General features: G+C 46.9%; 20 protein-coding genes. 11 read left to right on the top strand and 9 right to left on the bottom strand.

Features of this window, described 5'->3' with window-relative positions; genetic code table 11:
• The first annotated feature begins 131 nt into the window (after nt 1–131).
• The 6 genes from chbB (at nt 132) to chbG (ending at nt 5,374) form a co-directional block, all read left to right on the top strand.
• Entirely contained in the window at nt 132–452 is a 321-nt protein-coding gene (chbB, locus tag ACJHW7_RS09050; protein WP_000412169.1) for a PTS N,N'-diacetylchitobiose transporter subunit IIB, read from the top strand.
• Nucleotides 453–536: 84 nt separating this feature from the next.
• Entirely contained in the window at nt 537–1,895 is a 1,359-nt protein-coding gene (gene chbC, locus ACJHW7_RS09045) for a PTS N,N'-diacetylchitobiose transporter subunit IIC (RefSeq protein WP_000073041.1), read from the top strand.
• A gap of 50 nt (nt 1,896–1,945) precedes the next feature.
• Entirely contained in the window at nt 1,946–2,296 is a 351-nt protein-coding gene (gene chbA / locus ACJHW7_RS09040) for a PTS N,N'-diacetylchitobiose transporter subunit IIA (RefSeq protein WP_000968919.1), read from the top strand.
• A gap of 7 nt (nt 2,297–2,303) precedes the next feature.
• Nucleotides 2,304–3,146 carry a transcriptional regulator ChbR gene (gene chbR, locus ACJHW7_RS09035; protein WP_000983653.1) on the top strand — a complete coding sequence of 281 codons (843 nt, stop codon included), beginning with the start codon at nt 2,304–2,306 and terminating at the stop codon, nt 3,144–3,146.
• 104 nt (nt 3,147–3,250) lie between these two features.
• Nucleotides 3,251–4,603 carry a 6-phospho-beta-glucosidase gene (celF, locus tag ACJHW7_RS09030; protein WP_000078747.1) on the top strand — a complete coding sequence of 451 codons (1,353 nt, stop codon included), beginning with the start codon at nt 3,251–3,253 and terminating at the stop codon, nt 4,601–4,603.
• 12 nt (nt 4,604–4,615) lie between these two features.
• Nucleotides 4,616–5,374, top strand: a complete 759-nt coding sequence (chbG, locus tag ACJHW7_RS09025; protein WP_000440441.1) for a chitin disaccharide deacetylase — start codon at nt 4,616–4,618, stop codon at nt 5,372–5,374.
• Nucleotides 5,375–5,420: 46 nt separating this feature from the next.
• On the opposite strand, the gene katE is transcribed toward chbG, so the two are convergent.
• Complete coding sequence (katE, locus tag ACJHW7_RS09020) at nt 5,421–7,682, bottom strand: catalase HPII (protein ID WP_021556872.1); 2,262 nt, start codon at nt 7,680–7,682, stop codon at nt 5,421–5,423.
• A 182-nt stretch (nt 7,683–7,864) separates the two neighbouring features.
• Between katE and cedA the strand changes: the two genes are divergently transcribed.
• Together cedA and ydjO are read left to right on the top strand one after the other, a co-directional pair.
• Nucleotides 7,865–8,128: a cell division activator CedA gene (cedA, locus tag ACJHW7_RS09015; RefSeq protein ID WP_001241561.1), complete on the top strand. Its 264-nt coding sequence runs from the start codon at nt 7,865–7,867 to the stop codon at nt 8,126–8,128.
• A gap of 288 nt (nt 8,129–8,416) precedes the next feature.
• Nucleotides 8,417–9,220, top strand: coding sequence for a protein YdjO (ydjO, locus tag ACJHW7_RS09010; protein ID WP_021556871.1), 804 nt, complete (start codon nt 8,417–8,419; stop codon nt 9,218–9,220).
• A 3-nt stretch (nt 9,221–9,223) separates the two neighbouring features.
• Here ydjO and tcyP read toward each other — a convergent pair whose 3' ends face one another.
• From tcyP to hxpB, 3 genes are all read right to left on the bottom strand, one after another.
• On the bottom strand, nt 9,224–10,615 hold the full coding sequence (tcyP, locus tag ACJHW7_RS09005; protein ID WP_001010706.1) for a cystine/sulfocysteine:cation symporter: 1,392 nt from the start codon (nt 10,613–10,615) through the stop codon (nt 9,224–9,226).
• A 132-nt stretch (nt 10,616–10,747) separates the two neighbouring features.
• A complete protein-coding gene (locus ACJHW7_RS09000) occupies nt 10,748–11,338 on the bottom strand; it encodes a metal-dependent hydrolase (protein ID WP_001295408.1) in 591 nt (196 codons plus the stop codon).
• A 162-nt stretch (nt 11,339–11,500) separates the two neighbouring features.
• On the bottom strand, nt 11,501–12,169 hold the full coding sequence (gene hxpB / locus ACJHW7_RS08995; RefSeq protein ID WP_021556870.1) for a hexitol phosphatase HxpB: 669 nt from the start codon (nt 12,167–12,169) through the stop codon (nt 11,501–11,503).
• 146 nt (nt 12,170–12,315) lie between these two features.
• Here hxpB and ACJHW7_RS08990 point away from each other — a divergent pair, with 146 nt between their 5' ends.
• Entirely contained in the window at nt 12,316–12,852 is a 537-nt protein-coding gene (locus ACJHW7_RS08990; protein WP_000222172.1) for a YniB family protein, read from the top strand.
• A gap of 40 nt (nt 12,853–12,892) precedes the next feature.
• Here ACJHW7_RS08990 and ACJHW7_RS08985 read toward each other — a convergent pair whose 3' ends face one another.
• From ACJHW7_RS08985 to pfkB, 3 genes are all read right to left on the bottom strand, one after another.
• A complete protein-coding gene (locus ACJHW7_RS08985; protein WP_021556869.1) occupies nt 12,893–13,753 on the bottom strand; it encodes a fructosamine kinase family protein in 861 nt (286 codons plus the stop codon).
• 105 nt (nt 13,754–13,858) lie between these two features.
• Nucleotides 13,859–14,149 (bottom strand): type V toxin-antitoxin system endoribonuclease antitoxin GhoS, encoded by a 291-nt coding sequence (ghoS, locus tag ACJHW7_RS08980; RefSeq protein WP_000146159.1) that lies wholly within the window; start codon nt 14,147–14,149, stop codon nt 13,859–13,861.
• A gap of 100 nt (nt 14,150–14,249) precedes the next feature.
• A complete protein-coding gene (pfkB, locus tag ACJHW7_RS08975) occupies nt 14,250–15,179 on the bottom strand; it encodes a 6-phosphofructokinase II (protein WP_000251735.1) in 930 nt (309 codons plus the stop codon).
• A 286-nt stretch (nt 15,180–15,465) separates the two neighbouring features.
• Here pfkB and ACJHW7_RS08970 point away from each other — a divergent pair, with 286 nt between their 5' ends.
• Nucleotides 15,466–16,224 carry a YdiY family protein gene (locus ACJHW7_RS08970; protein WP_000771396.1) on the top strand — a complete coding sequence of 253 codons (759 nt, stop codon included), beginning with the start codon at nt 15,466–15,468 and terminating at the stop codon, nt 16,222–16,224.
• Nucleotides 16,225–16,276: 52 nt separating this feature from the next.
• Here the strand turns inward: ACJHW7_RS08970 and yniD are convergent, their stop codons facing one another.
• Both yniD and espL1 read right to left on the bottom strand, forming a co-directional pair.
• Nucleotides 16,277–16,384, bottom strand: a complete 108-nt coding sequence (gene yniD / locus ACJHW7_RS08965; RefSeq protein ID WP_001142445.1) for a small membrane protein YniD — start codon at nt 16,382–16,384, stop codon at nt 16,277–16,279.
• 172 nt (nt 16,385–16,556) lie between these two features.
• The gene (gene espL1 / locus ACJHW7_RS08960; RefSeq protein ID WP_021556868.1) at nt 16,557–18,455 is read right to left on the bottom strand and encodes a type III secretion system effector EspL1; all 1,899 of its coding nucleotides are present in this window, start codon (nt 18,453–18,455) and stop codon (nt 16,557–16,559) included.
• Between the two features lie 522 nt (nt 18,456–18,977).
• Between espL1 and thrS the strand changes: the two genes are divergently transcribed.
• Nucleotides 18,978–20,906: a threonine--tRNA ligase gene (thrS, locus tag ACJHW7_RS08955; RefSeq protein ID WP_001144199.1), complete on the top strand. Its 1,929-nt coding sequence runs from the start codon at nt 18,978–18,980 to the stop codon at nt 20,904–20,906.
• Nucleotides 20,907–20,908 lie beyond the last annotated feature (2 nt).

Raw genomic sequence — 20,908 nt, 5'->3', positions numbered from 1 at the left:
AGGTCTATACCGTATACTCCTTTCAGCCACAAAAAAAGTCATGTTGGTTTCGCAAGTTACCCAGAGCATGGAAGCAGGTTAAGGCTTGCGGAGTGTCTGGCTGACAGATAATCGTCGATGAGGGCAGTTTTATGGAAAAGAAACACATTTATCTGTTTTGTTCTGCGGGCATGTCTACCTCTTTACTGGTATCAAAAATGCGCGCACAGGCAGAAAAATATGAAGTTCCGGTCATTATTGAAGCATTTCCGGAAACACTGGCTGGTGAAAAAGGTCAGAATGCCGATGTCGTGTTATTAGGGCCGCAGATTGCTTATATGTTGCCCGAAATCCAGCGTTTGTTACCCAACAAACCGGTTGAAGTAATTGACTCGCTGCTTTATGGCAAAGTCGATGGTTTAGGCGTGCTTAAGGCTGCGGTTGCAGCGATTAAAAAAGCCGCAGCAAATTAATTTATTTTAAATTTTCCCGTCAAAGAGTTATTTCATAAATCAATACCGCAATATTTAAATTGCGGTTTTTAAGGGTATTTTTCTATGAGTAATGTTATTGCATCGCTTGAAAAGGTACTCCTCCCTTTTGCAGTTAAAATAGGAAAGCAGCCACACGTTAATGCAATCAAAAATGGCTTTATTCGCTTAATGCCGTTAACCCTTGCGGGGGCCATGTTTGTATTAATTAACAACGTTTTTCTAAGCTTTGGGGAGGGGTCGTTTTTTTATTCCTTAGGTATTCGCCTCGACGCCTCAACCATTGAAACACTTAATGGTCTGAAAGGTATTGGCGGCAACGTATATAACGGAACATTAGGGATAATGTCTTTAATGGCACCGTTCTTTATTGGCATGGCGCTGGCAGAAGAGCGTAAAGTCGATGCGCTGGCGGCTGGGTTGTTATCCGTTGCAGCATTTATGACCGTCACCCCATATAGTGTCGGTGAGGCCTATGCGGTTGGCGCAAACTGGTTAGGTGGGGCGAATATCATCTCCGGGATTATTATTGGCCTGGTGGTGGCAGAAATGTTTACCTTTATTGTCCGCCGCAATTGGGTCATTAAACTGCCCGACAGCGTACCTGCTTCAGTATCGCGTTCCTTCTCGGCATTAATTCCCGGCTTTATTATTCTTTCCGTGATGGGGATTATTGCCTGGGCGTTGAATACCTGGGGCACCAACTTCCATCAGATCATTATGGATACCATCTCAACCCCACTGGCATCGTTGGGTAGCGTGGTGGGCTGGGCCTATGTGATCTTTGTTCCACTGCTCTGGTTCTTCGGTATTCATGGCGCGCTGGCGCTGACCGCACTGGACAACGGCATTATGACGCCGTGGGCGCTGGAAAATATCGCGACCTATCAGCAATATGGTTCCGTCGAAGCGGCGCTGGCAGCCGGTAAGACCTTCCATATCTGGGCCAAGCCGATGCTGGACTCCTTTATTTTCCTTGGGGGCAGTGGTGCGACTTTAGGCCTGATCCTGGCTATCTTTATCGCCTCTCGCCGTGCTGATTATCGTCAGGTGGCAAAACTGGCGCTGCCGTCCGGCATCTTCCAGATTAACGAACCGATTCTGTTTGGTCTGCCAATTATTATGAACCCGGTGATGTTTATCCCGTTTGTACTGGTACAACCGATTCTGGCGGCAATCACCCTGGCAGCGTACTACATGGGCATTATTCCTCCGGTGACCAATATTGCACCGTGGACCATGCCAACCGGTCTGGGAGCCTTCTTTAACACCAACGGTAGCGTCGCCGCATTGCTGGTTGCACTCTTCAACCTTGGTATCGCAACGTTAATTTATCTGCCCTTTGTTGTGGTGGCTAACAAAGCACAAAACGCGATTGATAAAGAAGAGAGCGAAGAAGATATCGCTAACGCCCTGAAATTTTAATCGATGCCGGTACGGGTAATCGTGCCGGTAAGAATAGAGAGGAACGATATATGATGGATCTCGATAATATTCCCGATACGCAAACGGAAGCTGAAGAGCTGGAAGAAGTGGTGATGGGGCTTATCATCAACTCCGGACAAGCGCGCAGCCTGGCGTATGCGGCACTGAAACAGGCGAAGCAGGGCGATTTTGCCGCAGCAAAAGCCATGATGGATCAGTCACGGATGGCATTGAATGAAGCGCATCTGGTACAGACGAAACTGATTGAAGGCGATGCGGGCGAAGGTAAGATGAAAGTGAGTCTGGTGCTGGTCCACGCTCAGGATCATTTAATGACGTCCATGCTTGCGCGTGAACTGATTACAGAATTAATTGAGCTTCATGAAAAACTGAAGGCATAAGGAGTCGATGATGCAGCCAGTGATTAACGCGCCGGAAATTGCCACTGCCCGAGAACAGCAGTTGTTTAATGGCAAAAACTTCCATGTGTTTATCTATAACAAAACTGAGAGTATCAGCGGACTGCATCAGCACGACTATTATGAATTTACTCTGGTATTAACCGGGCGTTATTTCCAGGAGATTAACGGTAAGCGCGTGTTACTGGAACGGGGCGATTTTGTTTTTATTCCGTTAGGTTCGCACCATCAAAGTTTTTATGAGTTTGGTGCCACGCGTATATTGAACGTTGGGATCAGTAAACGCTTTTTTGAGCAGCATTACCTGCCGTTGTTGCCTTATTGCTTTGTAGCTTCGCAGGTATACCGGACCAATAACGCTTTTCTCACCTATGTGGAAACAGTGATTTCTTCATTGAATTTCCGCGAAACAGGGCTGGAAGAGTTTGTTGAGATGGTTACTTTTTATGTCATTAACCGTTTACGTCATTACCGCGAAGAACAGGTGATTGATGATGTACCGCAGTGGCTGAAAAGTACGGTAGAAAAGATGCATGATAAAGAGCAGTTTAGTGAATCGGCGCTGGAGAATATGGTGACGTTGTCAGCCAAATCACAGGAATATTTGACGCGGGCGACTCAACGATATTATGGCAAAACGCCAATGCAGATTATTAATGAAATCCGTATTAATTTTGCCAAAAAACAACTGGAAATGACCAACTATTCAGTGACGGATATTGCGTTTGAGGCCGGTTATAGTAGCCCGAGTTTGTTTATTAAAACGTTTAAGAAATTAACGTCCTTTACGCCTAAGAGCTATCGTAAGAAATTGACTGAATTTAATCAGTAAGTCGTTATACCTGACAATTCACATATCTGTCCTGTTGCTGGATTATTTATGTCCGGGGGGGCAGATATGCCAGATATCAGTATTCTGTACTGAAGGGAGAAATTATGAGCCAGAAATTAAAAGTCGTCACTATTGGTGGCGGGAGCAGCTATACCCCGGAGTTACTGGAAGGATTTATTAAGCGTTATCACGAATTGCCGGTCAGCGAATTATGGCTGGTGGATGTCGAAGGTGGCAAAGCTAAACTGGATATTATTTTCGATCTCTGCCAACGGATGATTGATAACGCTGGCGTCCCGATGAAGCTTTATAAAACGCTGGATCGCCGCGAAGCATTGAAAGATGCTGATTTCGTTACTACCCAACTGCGCGTAGGCCAATTACCGGCGCGCGAACTGGATGAACGTATTCCATTAAGTCATGGTTATCTTGGTCAGGAAACCAACGGCGCGGGCGGTCTGTTTAAAGGTCTGCGTACCATTCCGGTGATTTTTGACATCGTAAAAGATGTCGAAGAACTTTGTCCGAATGCATGGGTGATTAACTTCACTAACCCGGCGGGAATGGTCACTGAAGCCGTTTATCGTCATACCGGATTTAAACGCTTTATCGGCGTGTGTAATATTCCGATCGGCATGAAGATGTTTATTCGCGATGTTCTGATGCTGAAAGACAGCGATGATTTATCTATCGATCTGTTCGGCCTCAACCATATGGTGTTCATTAAGGATGTGCTGGTAAATGGCAAATCTCGCTTTGCCGAATTACTTGATGGTGTGGCATCCGGGCAGTTAAAAGCATCTGGCGTTAAAAATATTTTCGATCTGCCATTTAGCGAAGGCTTAATTCGTTCGCTGAATCTGTTGCCGTGTTCTTATTTGCTTTATTACTTCAAGCAAAAAGAGATGCTGGCTATTGAAATGGGCGAATACTACAAAGGCGGCGCACGAGCGCAGGTAGTACAGAAAGTCGAGAAACAACTTTTTGAGCTGTATAAAAACCCGGAGTTGAAAGTTAAGCCGAAAGAACTGGAACAGCGCGGTGGGGCTTATTACTCTGATGCAGCGTGCGAAGTGATCAACGCTATCTACAACGACAAGCAAGCAGAACATTACGTTAATATCCCGCATCATGGGCATATTGATAATATTCCGGCAGACTGGGCGGTAGAAATGACCTGTAAGCTGGGGCGCGATGGCGCGACGCCACATCCGCGCATTACGCATTTCGATGATAAAGTGATGGGGCTGATTCACACCATTAAAGGCTTCGAGATTGCTGCCAGCAACGCCGCACTTAGCGGAGAATTTAACGATGTGTTACTGGCGCTAAACCTTAGTCCGTTGGTGCATTCCGATCGCGATGCTGAGCTGCTGGCACGCGAGATGATTCTGGCGCACGAGAAATGGCTGCCAAATTTTGCCGACTGCATCGCAGAGCTTAAAAAAGCACATTAACCGAGGCTGATTATGGAACGCTTACTGATTGTTAATGCCGATGATTTTGGCTTAAGCAAAGGTCAGAACTACGGCATTATCGAGGCCTGTCGCAATGGGATTGTCACATCGACGACGGCGCTGGTGAATGGGCAGGCTATTGACCATGCGGTGCAGTTGAGTCGTGATGAACCGAGTCTGGCCATAGGGATGCACTTTGTCCTTACTATGGGCAAGCCACTGACAGCTATGCCGGGGTTAACTCGCGATGGTGTGCTGGGAAAATGGATCTGGCAGTTGGCAGAAGAAGATGCTTTACCGCTGGAAGAAATTACTCAGGAGCTTGCCAGTCAGTATTTGCGTTTCATTGAGCTATTTGGACGCAAACCTACGCATCTTGATAGCCATCATCATGTGCATATGTTCCCGCAGATTTTCCCTATTGTTGCCAGGTTTGCGGCTGAAGAGGGGATTGCGTTACGCATCGACCGTCAGCCGCTATCTAACGCTGGTGATTTACCGGCTAATCTGCGCAGTTCGCACGGATTCAGTAGCGCGTTTTATGGTGAAGAGATTAGCGAGGCACTGTTCCTGCAAGTGCTTGATGATTCCAGCCATCGCGGGGAACGCTCGCTGGAAGTCATGTGCCATCCGGCGTTTGTCGATAATACGATTCGCCAGAGTGCTTACTGTTTCCCACGGTTAACGGAGCTGGAAGTGCTGACATCAGCGTCGTTGAAATATGCAATTGCTGAGCGTGGTTATCGGTTGGGTAGTTATCTTGATGTGTAAGTAAGGTGGTAAGGTCACTCCCCAGGGGACGTGACCTTATCCATATTTACGCCGGAATTTTGTCAATCTTAGGAATGCGTGACCACACGCGGTGTGCTGCCATCAGCGTTAACAGTTCATCCATAAAACTACCGTCGGCGCTGTCAGCTTCCACAATCCCTTCTTCACCCTGGTCAGCGACCTTGATTGTTGCTTTGAACTTGCGCGCGTCTCCCGCCAGCGCAATCGGTTTAAGGTGTTTGTAGGCTTCCATCAGGTAGTAGTTGGCATCGCCGTTGTCAGCGATATCCGCGATATTGCCGCAAGGGACAATGACCGCATCGACCGTCAGCGAAGGCGCACCGGCAAAGGTAGCGGCTATAGGCAACACCGTACCGTCATCCGCAGTCACTTCACCCATTCGGGAGTAGAGCAGTTTGGCATGAACGCCTTTGGCCTTCAGGGCCTTGAGAATGGCCAGAAGGTCTGCCGATCTCACTTCATCATTAAGTAAAATCGCTACCACGCGACCTTTCACATCACCGTCAGGAATGGCGTACAAACTTAAGGATGGATCCTTTTTCAGACCGTTGACGTCCGGAGGTGGGGTGATATTCAGCTGGTCGTCAGTTAGTTCGATACCGAGATTTTTCGCCACCGCCTTGGCCAGAGTGAGATCAATATGCGCCAGCTGGTCAACAACGCGCTCACGAATATAGGGACGAACGACTTTGCTTAACTCAAAACTGAAACCATCGACAATATGACGCTGCTCGAATGGCGTCTGACTTAGCCAGAACAGACGCGGATGGGAATAATATTCGCCAAACGATGGGCTGCGCTCGCGAACTTTATTGCCTTCCACGCGCTCCTGGTATGATTCAAAACCGCCGCGTTTCGGCCCCGGTGGTGTTTCGCGCGGCCAGTTATCGTTGATCGAGTTCGGTTCATAATTCGCCGGGTTAGTGTCGATCCCCATACGATGCATGCCGTCACGCTGGAAATTATGGTAAGGGCAGGTCGGGCGGTTAATCGGAATCTCATGGAAATTCGGCCCACCAAGACGACTGATTTGTGTATCGGTATAGGAGAACAAACGTCCCTGCAACAGGGGATCGTTGGTGAAGTCCAGACCAGGAACAATATGACCTGGATGGAATGCTGCTTGTTCGTTTTCGGCAAAGAAGTTATCCGGATTGCGATTGAGCACCATTTTGCCGACACGCTGAACGGGCACCAGTTCTTCCGGGATCAGTTTGGTTGGATCGAGAAGATCGAAGTCGAACTTGAATTCATCTTCTTCAGGAATCAACTGGAAGCCCAGTTCGTATTCCGGAAAATCGCCTGCTTCAATGGCTTCCCACAACTCGCGGCGGTGGAAGTCCGGGTCACGTCCGGTTAGTTTTTGTGCTTCATCCCAAACGAGTGAGGCTTTACCTGCCAGTGGTTTCCAGTGGAAACGTACAAACGTTGCCTTCCCTTCGGCATTAATCAGGCGGAAGGTATGAATACCAAAGCCTTCCATGGTGCGGTAACTGCGGGGGATGCCGCGATCCGACATCGCCCACATCACGTTGTGCAGAGTTTCAGGTTGCAGAGAAACATAATCCCAGAAAGTATCGTGGGCGCTTTGCCCTTGTGGAATTGCCCAGTGTGGTTCTGGTTTTACCGCATGAACAAAATCGGGGAATTTATGCGCATCCTGGATAAAGAAGATTGGCGTGTTATTGCCAACGAGGTCAAAAATACCCTCTTCAGTATAGAACTTGGTGGCAAAGCCACGGATATCACGCACGGTATCGGCAGAGCCAGCACCACCCTGAACGGTAGAGAAACGTACAAATACTGGGGTGATTTTGTTCGGATCTGAGAGGAAATCCGCTTTGGTGATATCGCTTAAGCTTTTATATGGCTGGAAATAACCGTGAGCTGCTGATCCACGTGCATGAACAATACGTTCCGGGATGCGCTCATGGTCAAAGTGGGTGATTTTCTCGCGCAGAATAAAATCTTCCAGCAGCGTTGGACCACGGCTACCGGCACGCAGTGAGTTTTGATCGTCGGCGATGCGCACGCCCTGATTAGTGGTCAGCGCATAATTTTCACTGCCTTTGCGTACGTCTTCCAGAGAATTAAGTTTTTCGTTACGCGTATCAGGGGCTTTCAGGCTCCCTGGGGCGGTAGGTTGTGCACCTGGCGGTGTTGGTTCAGCCGCTGGACGATGAGAGCCGTCCTCAGGTGCCAGTGAGTCCATCCCCGGTTTCGCTTCGCTGGAATCGTGTAGTGGTGACTGGTGCTGATGTGGGTTCTTTTCGTTTTGTTGCGACATTGAACTCGTCTCCTTAATTTATTACTGAAAGGGCCGCTGTTTTGGTCAAAAAACTCTCTAACTATAGACCACCAGCCAGACCCCGCTTCGGAGACTATTCTGGAAACGGTGTTATGAAATACACGCAAAGCGGGACGTACAGGGGCTAAATCGGCTAAACTACAGTTTTTCTGATTTTTAATATGCGTTTAGTGAAGCCAGTAATGAAGAAACCGCTCCGCCAGCAAAACCGCCAGATTATTAGCTATGTCCCACGCACGGAACCCGCGCCGCCAGAACATGCGATAAAGATGGATTCGTTTCGTGATGTCTGGATGCTGCGTGGCAAATATGTTGCGTTTGTACTGATGGGAGAGTCATTTCTGCGCTCACCGGCGTTTACTGTGCCTGAATCCGCCCAGCGTTGGGCAAATCAGATCCGCCAGGAAGGGGAAGTGACTGAGTAAGGATTACGTACCTCCCGGTTTTGCCGGGAGTTACATGGCCTGAAATTTTGTATTTCATTGCTACATTCATTCAAACCACCTGTAACAAAAAGCTGCCTTTGACGATCTATTGCTATAAATAAGTGATCTTTTTTCTTTAATTGTTTATTTATTTTAAAATGGTTAAGTTTTGCTAATCATGATGAGCTATTTTTGATAGTTCATCCTGTGGCGTCGCTCTTAAACTTATATTGTAAATGACTTAGATTTAAATGAGATAATAATTTTGTTAACAATATGAGGCGGGAGATGTTTTCTACAAACTTAATACAGAGTAATTATGGTGATTTAAATATTAAAAGCCTGGCTTTCGACTCTTTTAAAGAAAGGCTGCAGTCTACCATGGCGGCACTCACTTTCTTTATATCAACGGGTCAATGTGACTGCGATGAAATAGAAGAATCAAATTTTAATTATATGATTGCCTATATGTCTAACATTAACTATGATGCCTCAAAGCCAGGAGCGCCAGCACTTAGTTTTGATACATATCTGCAGGACAATGTTAAATATAGAGTAATAATTAATAATCTTTATGGTAGTGAAATTCGGATAAGAGGTATAAATAAAGATTTTATTGGAATGGATGTTACTTCTGTATTTCGCCCAGAAAAAATGACCAATTTGATCAGTATAAAAAACAGGTTGGTTATTCACTATTTAAGGACTATATACTATGAACAAAATTATATACATCCTGTCGGGAGCATTTTTGCTGCGATTCAAAAAAATGAGAGTCTCCTAAAGTTTCCTTCGATAATATCAATGCTTAATATCAATCTTCTTTTTAATCCACTAAATCTTCCGGGAATGGGAAGTGGTATACTTGAAGATATTATGAGTATTCCAGATAGTTCACTTAGAAAACGTCTCGGGTATGAGGTTTTAAGCTTCTCGCTACAGGCACATTCATTGAGCCAGGAATGTATTGATAAGTTGGACATTTTTTTCGCTGACGATCTGTTTAAATATGAGTCAGTATGCATCGCCGCGATGGAACATTTAAAAAGTAAGGCAACGGCCCCTATACAAAACGGACCGTTGCCAGCATAAGAATTAATGGTGTGCCAGTTCGGCGTCGTCTTCGCTATCCAGAATGGCTTTATCGGTTTGCTTCAGCCACTGGCTGGTCAGCGTGCCAGCTGTCATCGAGCCACTAACGTTTAGCGCCGTACGGCCCATGTCGATAAGCGGTTCAACGGAGATTAACAGCGCCACCAGGGTTACTGGCAGGCCCATCGCAGGCAGCACAATCAGTGCGGCGAAAGTTGCACCACCACCGACACCGGCAACGCCTGCGGAGCTAACGGTAACAATACCGACCAGCGTCGCAATCCACATCGGGTCCAGCGGGTTAATGCCAACCGTAGGCGCAACCATCACCGCCAGCATTGCCGGATACAAACCGGCGCAGCCGTTCTGACCAATGGTCGCACCGAAAGAGGCGGCGAAACTGGCGATGGATTCAGGAACGCCCAGACGACGCGTTTGTGCTTCCACATTCAGTGGGATAGACGCAGCACTGGAACGGCTGGTAAAGGCAAACGTCAGCACAGGCCATACCTTACGGAAGTACTTCAGCGGACTCACGCCATTAATGCCCAGCAGAATGCCATGCACTGCAAACATAATCAGCAGACCGAGGTAGGACGCGACAACGAAACTTCCCAGTTTGATGATGTCTTGCAGGTTAGAACCTGCAACCACTTTGGTCATTAGTGCCAGAACGCCGTAAGGGGTCAACTGCATGACCAGGCGAACTAGTTTCATCACCCAGCTTTGCAGGGTATCGATAGCGGTTAAGACGCGTTCACCTTTCGGCGCATCATCCTTCAGCAGTTTCAGCGCAGCTACACCGAGGAATGCGGCAAAAATTACCACGCTGATAATTGACGTCGGATTGGCTCCGGTCAGATCGGCAAACGGGTTTTTCGGGATAAAGGACAAGACCAGCTGCGGAACGCTCAGGTCAGAGACTTTACCAACATAGTTACTTTCGATGGCGTTCAGACGTGCAGTTTCTGCACCACCCTGAACCAGACCTTCAGCCGTCAAACCAAACAGGTTGGTGACCAGCACACCGACCAGCGCCGCAATCAGCGTGGTAAACAAAAGCGTACCGATGGTCAGAAAACTGATTTTACCTAACTGAGATGCGTTATGCAGACGGGCAACCGCGCTCAGAATAGAGGCGAAGACTAACGGCATAACGATCATTTGCAGCAGTTGAACATAGCCGTTACCAACGATGTTAAACCACTGTACAGAATCTTTAAGTACCTGGCTGTCAGAACCATAAATGGTATGCAGGGCAAGGCCAAAAACCACACCCATCACCAGACCCACCAGCACTTTTTTCGCCAGACTCCACTGTTTATGGCGGGTCTGAGCCAGCGCAAACAGCAGTACAACGAACACCACGATGTTCGCAATTAATGGAAAGTTCATCCCCGTTCTCCTGATCTTATTATTTCTATCACTGCGTAGCAGTCATAGTGTTGGCGCAAGATTAACAGAACTGTGAGTTGGCTCTTATATTCAAATGGAATTGCTTATTCCAGAAAGGTGATTTTTGCCTTTTTAGTATTCAACCTGATGCTTAATAAGCCGATGAAACTGGATCTGCAAGGTATTGATCATTTGCGATGACCAACGAACAGCGCTGTTCTCGGGTAATGAATGGGGCATCCATACCGACCAGACAAATAGTGCCATGCAGATAAAACGTTCCAGTTGGTTACCCTTTTGGGGAACCAGGATAGGCAAGCGGAAACGCCAGCGGCATGGCCAGAGCAGGGGAACACCGGCGGGTGTCAGCATATCGGCAAGTATGTGGCTTAAATAACCCAGCACCATTCCTTGTAGCGCATCAGCCGGAATGAACCAGCTTTCAGGAACCTTAAGGTAAAAGGTTGCCAGCAGCGCAAATACCGCCAGCAGACTGTGGGTAAAACCACGATGCCCAAAAGCGCGGGCGATCGGTTTTGATATCCACTTTAATCGCTGCCCAAGAAACGACTTTGGGTGATCGATGTCCGGTAACAAACACGTCAGGATTGCGGAAGGGACAATATGCCACCAGTCACCCTGTGCCAGCACGGGCGTCAGCTCGGCATTTTTGGCAAATACCGCACAAGCAATAGAAAAGAGAAGGTGACCTTCCGCCGTCATGATAAAACTCACTAAACTGTCGATACGTACAGTATAGGATTTTTATACAGTGCACGGAAGTGGTGACGGTGTAACTCTTTCTCTTAAATTGACGATTAATCCGTCAGTTGAATGCAAATTCAGATAAAGAACCAGGGGCAGCGTGATCACTGCCCCTGGTCATTAACCGAGAAGGTCTTTTGCGGTGAGTTCTGTCAGTGATGAGAGTTTGACGTTTGCTAATACAAAACGTGGATCATTTTGCGCTTCTGGCGCAGGAACGACGATGGAACGCATGCGGGCTGCTTTAGAGGCGATCATGCCATTTACCGAATCCTCCAGCGCTACGCAGGTCAGTGGGTCAACGCCCAGTTTTGCTGCGCAGTCGAGATATACTTGCGGATGCGGCTTGCTGTAAGGCAGTTTTTCGGCCGAGGCGAGGGCATCGAAACTGTCGCGTAAGTCAAACATGGTCAACACTTTTTCCAGCATATGTAGTGGTGACGCGGAGGCCAGTCCCACCAATAAACCTTGTTCTTTGCATAACGCAACGGCTTCGCGCACGCCTGGTAATAATGGACGTGTCTCTTCAACCAGTGAAATGGCACGGGCAATAACCCGTTCTATTACTTCCTGACGGCTTGGCCCATTCCACGGTTGCCGGGCGTACCAAAGATCGACCACCATATCGATGCGTAAACCTAAGGTGTCCGGCAGCTCGTTACGACGGGAGATATCCACCCCCAGGCTTGCCATCACATCCAGTTCGGCTCGATCCCATAAAGGTTCTGAGTCGATAAGTAATCCATCCATATCAAAAATTGCAGCAAGAATCTGACGCGGGGTTGACATTACAACCTCTCCTTTAGAGCATTATGTGTAAGGTATTAAGCCGTGCTTATGATTAAGCGCCTATCATATCGCCTTTAAAGAATGGGCGAAAACAGATATCTACAGGTAAACTAAGTGAAACGACGCGTCTTAATCAAGGAGAACTCATGACGTATCAACAAGCTGGACGCATTGCTGTTTTGAAAAGGATTTTGGGTTGGGTGATTTTTATACCTGCATTGATCTCTACATTGATTTCTTTGCTGAAATTTATGAATACCCGGCAGGAAAACCAGGAAGGCATTAATGCGGTCATGCTCGACTTTACTCATGTCATGATCGATATGATGCAGGCGAATACGCCTTTTTTGAATCTATTCTGGTATAACTCCCCGACGCCCAATTTTAATGGTGGCGTGAACGTTATGTTCTGGGTGATTTTCATCCTGATTTTTGTCGGACTGGCGTTGCAGGATTCCGGTGCCCGGATGAGTCGCCAGGCGCGCTTCTTGCGGGAAGGTGTTGAAGATCAACTCATTCTGGAAAAAGCCAAAGGGGAAGAGGGGCTAACGCGTGAACAAATTGAGTCACGTATTGTTGTTCCGCACCATACTATTTTCCTGCAGTTTTTCTCACTGTATATCCTGCCGGTTATTTGTATTGCTGCAGGTTATGTGTTCTTTTCTCTGCTTGGGTTTATTTAATCAAAAGGCCGCACGGAGCGGCCATTATCTTCAACCCTTATCATGCTGCTAATAATCTATCCAGTGACTGCTGAGCAATAACCAAATGCTGACCGCCAAATAATCTTGCACGATTTAAGAGCGTGTAGAGTTGGTAAACCGGTTGACGTTCAAGGAAATCGGCAGGTAGCGGGGATACTGACTGATAGCCGTCATAGATTTGTGGCGGCTGTTCAGTATGCAGCGGTAACATCGCCAGGTCGCACTCTCGGTCACCCCAGTAGCAGGCCGGGTCGAAAATGTACGGGCCATTCGGACCCAGCGCACAGTTGCCGGACCATAAATCGCCGTGCAACAGAGAGGGCTGCGGTTGATGTGAGGCGAGACGCTGCTGAATATGCTCTACGATGGCGTCGATATTGCCGAAAGCGATCCCTTTTTCTGCTGCCAGTTCCAATTGCCAGCCAATCCGTTGTTCAGCAAAAAACGTTGACCAGCGACGTTGCCAGGTGTTGGGCTGTGGAGTTGTGGAGAGCGCGTTATCGAAATCGAGGCCAAATTGTGGTTGGTCACTCCATTGATGTAAACGCGCAATTTGCTGACCAAGAATAAATGCGCTATGCGCATCCAGCGGACGAGGTGGGAGATAATCCATCACCAGAAAACTGTAGTCACGGTCAGCGCCAACTGCCCAAACCTTAGGCACGGTGACGGTTTTACTACGCGACAGTAACTCCAGTTGGTCGGCTTCGGCGGTAAAACCGGGAAGCAGTTCCCTTTCATCACATTTGACGAAAAAGTCATGTCCTGCATAGCGCAAATGCCATGCGGCATGGACTTCTCCGCCAGGCAGTTCATTACGCAGTTCGATTTCGCCTTCACCTAACTGCTCGCTCAAAAGACGACTGATTGCCTGCCACATGATGTCTCTCCCATGTTGTCTGCCAGATCATAAGGTTAGCGCAAGAATGCGGTGTAAAAACACGAGCTAACGCACACCACAGACTGATTATTGCCCAAAAACCATTTATTTTCTGTTGCTATTCCATTCCTCCCAGGTCGTGATGGTGATTTCAGGATCTTTGCCGGTTGCACTTTGGGTAAGCCCCGAAACCAGTTCTCTAATTTCTTCTTCACTTTGGGTACTGATAAGTCCAAAAGTGTTAGTCCCCAGCTCATGGATATTTCCCTCATCATCCGTCATGGTGAGCAAAAAACCGTCGCGAGTCAGGTAATTATTCAACTCGTTAATTTCAGTCAATGTATCCTCATGCAACATGACGGTTATGACATAACGGACAAGATCGCCACTGGCCATAGTTCACCCCTTTGTTATCACATGACTTTTGAGCATAGTCGGAGAAACGCGTTGCCGACAGGTTGGTGATGATTCCCCCAATGCTGGGGGAATGTTTTTGTTAGCGGGAAAGGTAAGCGTAAATTTTTTGCGTATCGTCATGGGAGCACAGACGTGTTCCCTGATTGAGTGTGGCTGCACTCCCCGCAGCTACGCCAAAACGAACCATCTCTTCAAGAGAGGCATTTTCTGCCAGTTTCAGTGTCATCGCGCCGACCATGCTGTCACCAGCGCCAACGGTACTCTGGCTTTTCACCGGTGGTGGCACCACCTGAATGCAGTTTTCACTATCAACACCCAGCGCTCCTTGTGGACCCAGGGAAACGACAACCCGTTTGGCCTTGCCGCTATTAACGATTTCCTGCGCGGCTTTGCGGACATCGTCTGGCTGGGTGAGTTCGCGATTCACCAGCGCACTGAGTTCTTTTTGGTTAGGCTTAACCAACTCGATGTTACCAATCGCCAGTGCTGCACTTAACGCTTCGCCAGAACTGTCGATGATGCAGCGGATCCCTTGGTTTTGCGCAGCGGAAATCAGTTGGGTTAATTTTTCCAGCTTCACACCTGGCGGCAGGCTTCCGCTTATGACCAGGATGGCCCCGGATTCAATTTCCAGAACTTGCTCTTCAAGCTGGCGAAACTCATCTTCATTTAATGCCGCGCCTGGCATAACAAAACGATACTGCTCACCGCTTGCTTCCACATGTACGTGTAAATTCTGCCGGGTCCAGTCTTTGGCTTCTACAGTAGCGACGGGGACATTTTCATCCGCCAACAGTGAAACCAGGTGTTCGCCGGTCGCGCCACCCGCCGGGAAGATCGCTGTGGCACTGCCTCCAAGATGGGCAATGGCGCGGGCGACGTTGATGCCGCCGCCCCCGGGTTCGAACACCGGTGCGGTACAGCGCAGTTTTCCTTCGGGATAAATTTGCGGGGTAATTGTTGCGCTATCGAGAGAGGGCGCAAGTGTCAACGTATAGATACGTACCATCATTTCCTCCTATAGGCTGATTTCAGTCTGGCACCGAATCAGCGGAAAGTGAAGAAATTAACAATATGATTTATTGGAGCTTTATTTAAAATTTTGCAGATAAATATATATAAATAAAAATCTGTTTTCGCCATATGCTTATTCAAAAAATGAAATAAGAATACATTGCTAAGTTATGCGCGCCTTTTTATAATTCGTTACCTTTCCAGGGACGCTAATCTTTGATCCTTAAGAAAGTTTCCGGGACCGCGATGGTCTCTTTTTTTGTTGTACGGACTCTTGATAAATGAAGCTTTTGAAGACAGTTCCTGCCATCGTTATGTTGGCGGGGGGCATGTTTGCGTCACTGAATGCAGCTGCCGATGATTCCGTTTTTACTGTCATGGACGATCCTGCCAGCGCTAAAAAACCTTTCGAAGGTAATCTGAACGCAGGATATCTTGCACAATCAGGCAATACGAAAAGCTCCTCACTTACGGCTGACACCACCATGACCTGGTATGGACAAACCACTGCCTGGTCGTTGTGGGGGAACGCCAGTAATACTTCTTCTAATGATGAGCGTTCTTCAGAAAAATATGCGGCGGGCGGGCGTAGCCGTTTTAATTTAACTGATTATGACTATTTATTTGGTCAGGCAAGCTGGCTGACAGACCGTTATAACGGCTATCGAGAGCGCGATGTGTTGACCGCGGGTTATGGTCGTCAGTTTTTGAATGGCCCGGTACACAGTTTCCGCTTTGAATTCGGTCCAGGTGTGCGTTACGACAAATATACCGACAATGCCAGTGAAACTCAGCCGCTGGGCTATGCCTCCGGTGCTTATGCATGGCAGCTGACTGACAACGCTAAATTTACGCAGGGTGTTTCCGTCTTTGGCGCGGAAGACACAACGCTGAACTCCGAAAGCGCATTAAATGTTGCTATTAATGAACATTTTGGACTGAAGGTGGCTTACAACGTCACATGGAACTCTGAACCTCCAGAGTCTGCACCGGAACATACCGACCGTCGGACAACCTTATCGCTGGGCTACAGCATGTAAAATTATCTGCCGGACCGTGTTATGCGGTCTGGCTGTCTTCGTTTGTCACTGCTCAGCCCCAAATCATTGCTGCCCAACGTAGCAACAACATAGCGCCACAGATTGCCAGTAGCACCACCACCATCTTCCAGTGTTTTTTATCAAAGCGTTTAGTCGGCATACCAGTGTCCTGCATATCTCTTGTGCGTGATAACGGAGTGTAACAAAAGGGACAGGCATCAAGGGATTTTTTGTTATTACAGCCGTCGGGTGGCGTTGTACACCTGATCACTGTTTCTGCGTTTTATGAAAAAATAAAATTATGCATCAACATATATATCGTAAATAGTTGGTTATAAATACGTCTTTAATTCATCAGCACTAAAACTCAGGCTTTGGTTGATTACATTTATAGCAGCATAATATGTTTCTACAGTTTTATAATGATTATGATGAATGGCTATATGAACAGCTGACATGTTGTCATGATTTTTAGCAGCCAACAGTGTAAATAACTGATGTTGACTAAAAGAATGTTTTTTTGCAAAAGCACCTAGCGTCGATATATAAGATAACACGACGTCTTCATTACCCTTGCTCATGGCGATGTATAATGCAGGGGTTCCCTGTGCTGTAGCTCCTTTTAATAAATCCATGATGTTAGCTTTGCTCAACTTGTATTTAAAGGCGATGCCATTAATTTTAGAGAGGAACCGTGTGACACACAAAGGGTGATTATTTTCCATTGCGGCATATAATCCTGGCTCACCATCATGTATTTTCATGGCTAAAATACTCATCACCAGTTTTTTGTTTAAAAGCTCTTGTGCTATTGGAGTGGTTAATGCATTCAGAAAGATATCGATTATTTCATCAAATCCATACAACATGGAGATATAGAGTCCAGGTGTTTCGTTAGCACTTTTAGTTTGCAACAATTTAACCAGATTATCTTCATGAATGATGTGATTATCTACCAGTGACTGAATTTCTTGCATAAATATTTTCACGTTGTCAGTATGTCCGTTCATCATAGCCAAAAATAAAGCAGGTGTACCAACGCTATTCTGCGCAGTTATTATTTCAATGATTTCTTTTTCAGGGAGTATGGGCAACTGTCTGAATAATGTAATAAGCTGTTGAATCTGGCCTGTGGCCATTATTAACAACATTGCCGATGGATGTATAGGGGCAAATGGCATTCGTGTCGCGATACCCGTGAAAATAGCCCCTGGAACTCCCTCAGGTAATAGGGGCAGAATAGCAATTGCACAGTTGCGAACATACCTATCAGCCCAGGTCTGAGCATCGGGACCTGAACTGATGAACTTATCAAGCGAGAGAAAGCCCCGTGCTGTCCTGTGGGTGCCTCTGACGGCAACGTTGGTATCGTTCGGGTCGTAAACGGACACAACATAATTTAATTGCCCATACGCCGACTGCTTTATTCGTAGCCTTACTGACAAAGTATGATTGTCTATATATAAAACCGCAGACATATGACTGACATTGTTTGCCATCATTCGACAGAAGAAAATATCTAAAGCGAAGCCAAAATCCTTACTCGCGATAACGCGACTCCCTGCAGGAGGATGGCGAAGTAATGCTCTGAACTCCGCGTCCCGGACTAAGGGGACATGCTGCTGTATGGATTCAACGGAGGAGTAATGTTTAATCAGATTGACTTTGCCTTTTCCATTTCTCAGTGAATCAAGGGCGTATTGCAATGACAGATGGCGACAAAAAATAGCGTCAGAAGGAGATTGCAAAAAAAATGCACTACCATTGAGATTTACTGTTGGTTGTATGGTTTTTTCTCTATGGATTTTTTTAGACAGCCTCATACAATGGTTACGTTTTTCGGCAGTTAACTGTTCCTGTTCAATATAATCCAGTATGCTTCGCAAATGGTTAGCTTTAATAGGCGTGGTTTCCAGTAATAAGGAAATGATTTCTTTTTTATAGTGTAATGTAATGAGTATATTTTCTGCATGGATGGGTGAAGTGGCAAAGTTAATGGTAAAAAGGTCAGTGGAATAACAATTTTGTGATATTTTTCGACAGTTTGCGGTAAATTCCTGAGTAACACAGTATGACAGCATCGAACTTAAGTCAGAGGTATCAAGTAGGGTGATGAGTTGGCGCGCAAATTGACTAATAGGCTCTGATGAAGGCGTTGGTATGTCGCTATCGATGTGCAATCTATGAGGAGACTTATAATGAGTTCTGATAATGATATCGTTTTGACTCATAATCTATTCGCCTTATATATATCTGGAGGTTTTGAGGATGATGATTAATTATTATCGCCAGAACGAAATGTGCACGAAAAATTGCTATAAGAATTGTGTCACTTTTATCATTGCGATATGACCACTTCGTCATTAATCTCATGATCGTTTAAATACTACCGCCAAATCACGCAACGAACTTTGCTGGATTCAGTTTATGCTGCTGTAAATCAGCTCGCAGTAAACCTTTCAGACGCACCGTGATGTTATCAGTTGTTCTTTAAGCGTTTTGCTGGTGTACTCACTACAAACGAATTGCGAATCGAATCAATGTGAAACGGAAAGGTACAATCTCCCTTTTTTTAGTGTTAACATCGCTCAACCGGGTGGAAGGTGAGAGGTTAATGTCTTTCATTTGTGTACCTGATTGCGAACCAATTTAGCATTTGTTGGCTAGATGGTTTCGCAATGAACTGTTAATAAACAAATTTTTCTTTGTATGTGATCTTTCGTGTGGGTCACCACTGCAAATAAGGATATAAAATGCCTGTTATAACTCTTCCTGATGGCAGCCAACGCCATTACGATCACGCTGTAAGCCCCATGGATGTTGCGCTGGACATTGGTCCAGGTCTGGCGAAAGCCTGTATCGCAGGGCGCGTTAATGGCGAACTGGTTGATGCTTGCGATCTGATTGAAAACGACGCACAACTGTCGATCATTACCGCGAAAGACGAAGAAGGTCTGGAGATCATTCGTCACTCCTGTGCGCACCTGTTAGGGCACGCGATTAAACAACTTTGGCCGCATACCAAAATGGCAATCGGCCCGGTTATTGACAACGGTTTTTATTACGACGTTGATCTTGACCGCACGTTAACCCAGGAAGATGTCGAAGCACTCGAGAAGCGGATGCATGAGCTTGCTGAGAAAAACTACGACGTCATTAAGAAGAAAGTCAGCTGGCACGAAGCGCGTGAAACTTTCGCCAACCGTGGGGAGAGCTACAAAGTCTCCATTCTTGACGAAAACATCGCCCATGATGACAAGCCAGGTCTGTACTTCCATGAAGAATATGTCGATATGTGCCGCGGTCCGCACGTACCGAACATGCGTTTCTGCCATCATTTCAAACTAATGAAAACGGCAGGGGCTTACTGGCGTGGCGACAGCAACAACAAAATGTTGCAACGTATTTACGGTACGGCGTGGGCAGACAAAAAAGCACTTAACGCTTACCTGCAGCGCCTGGAAGAAGCCGCGAAACGCGACCACCGTAAAATCGGTAAACAGCTCGACCTGTACCATATGCAGGAAGAAGCGCCGGGTATGGTATTCTGGCACAACGACGGCTGGACCATCTTCCGTGAACTGGAAGTGTTTGTTCGTTCTAAACTGAAAGAGTACCAGTATCAGGAAGTTAAAGGTCCGTTCATGATGGACCGTGTCCTGTGGGAAAAAACCGGTCACTGGGACAACTACAAAGATGCAATGTTCACCACGTCTTCTGAGAACCGTGAATACTGCATTAAGCCGATGAACTGCCCGGGTCACGTACAAATTTTCAACCAGGGGCTGAAGTCTTATCGCGATCTGCCGCTGCGTATGGCCGAGTTTGGTAGCTGCCACCGTAACGAGCCGTCAGGTTCGCTGCATGGCCTGATGCGCGTGCGTGGATTTACCCAGGATGACGCGCATATCTTCTGTACTGAAGAACAAATTCGCGATGAAGTTAACGGATGTATCCGTTTAGTCTATGATATGTACAGCACTTTTGGCTTCGAGAAGATCGTCGTCAAACTCTCCACTCGTCCTGAAAAACGTATTGGCAGCGACGAAATGTGGGATCGTGCTGAGGCGGACCTGGCGGTTGCGCTGGAAGAAAACAACATCCCGTTTGAATATCAACTGGGTGAAGGCGCTTTCTACGGTCCGAAAATTGAATTTACCCTGTATGACTGCCTCGATCGTGCATGGCAGTGCGGTACAGTACAGCTGGACTTCTCCTTGCCGTCTCGTCTGAGCGCCTCCTATGTGGGCGAAGACAACGAGCGTAAGGTACCGGTAATGATTCACCGCGCAATTCTTGGGTCGATGGAACGTTTCATCGGTATCCTGACCGAAGAATTCGCTGGTTTCTTCCCGACCTGGCTTGCGCCGGTTCAGGTTGTTATCATGAATATTACCGATTCACAGTCTGATTACGTTAACGAATTGACGCAAAAACTATCAAATGCGGGCATTCGTGTTAAAGCAGACTTGAGAAATGAGAAGATTGGCTTTAAAATCCGCGAGCACACTTTGCGTCGCGTCCCATATATGCTGGTCTGTGGTGATAAAGAGGTGGAATCAGGCAAAGTTGCCGTTCGCACCCGCCGTGGTAAAGACCTGGGAAGCATGGACGTAAATGAAGTGATCGAGAAGCTGCAACAAGAGATTCGCAGCCGCAGTCTTAAACAATTGGAGGAATAAGG

Source organism: Escherichia sp. WS1152 (genome assembly GCF_046487665.1).
GTDB classification, from domain to species: domain Bacteria; phylum Pseudomonadota; class Gammaproteobacteria; order Enterobacterales; family Enterobacteriaceae; genus Escherichia; species Escherichia coli.
This window is presented reverse-complemented; position numbering and strand designations above follow the sequence as displayed.